Here is a 552-nt window from a genome sequence, read left to right as displayed (position 1 = left end):
GGTTGCAGGCGCTCATCGTCGCCTTCCAGGTGTGCCAACTTGGCGTCGTTGCGCAGGGCCGCCAGGCGCGTTTTGGTGAAGGGCTTGCCGGCGATATCGCGTTTGTAGCGACCGGGGTAGTCGTAGCGTTCGTAATCCTTGTGCTGGTTGTTCAGGTCCTGGTCGCCAGTGGCGGTGTGCTGCTGGTTGTAGCGTGGGTGGGTGAAGGTGTAGTCGCGCTGTACCTGCACGGCGGTGCGCACTTGTTCGGTGTAGTGGAAGCGGTTCAGCGCCGGTTTAATGGAGTCGCCGCCGCCCATCGGCTGGTAGATCACCGGGCAATCCGTATGGGTGCCGATGGTACCTAGACCGCCGACGCGGTCGGTAAGAACGAGGGTGTGGCCGTCGGCGCGGTGTTCGAAGGTGTAGAGCAGGCCTTCTTCTGCGGCCAGGCGGGCGATGAAATCGAGGTCGGTTTCGCCGGCCTGCACGCAGTATTCGCGGGGTTGGTGCTCGAAGCAGATTTCGCTGCGGATGTCGGTCAGTTTTTGTTCGGCCAGCACGTTGGTGATG

At 62.3% G+C, this 552-nt stretch carries 1 protein-coding gene; it reads right to left on the bottom strand.

The window, feature by feature from the left end; all coding sequences use genetic code 11:
• A partial coding sequence (locus tag H096_RS22735; protein ID WP_033901580.1) for a contractile injection system protein, VgrG/Pvc8 family occupies positions 1-552 on the bottom strand: 552 nt, incomplete at both ends.

The sequence above is a fragment of the Pseudomonas sp. FH1 genome (genome assembly GCF_000510895.2).
Taxonomy (GTDB): Bacteria; Pseudomonadota; Gammaproteobacteria; order Pseudomonadales; family Pseudomonadaceae; genus Aquipseudomonas; species Aquipseudomonas azotoformans_A.
Note: the sequence above shows the minus strand (reverse complement) of the source record. Positions and strands in the feature narration are given on the sequence as shown.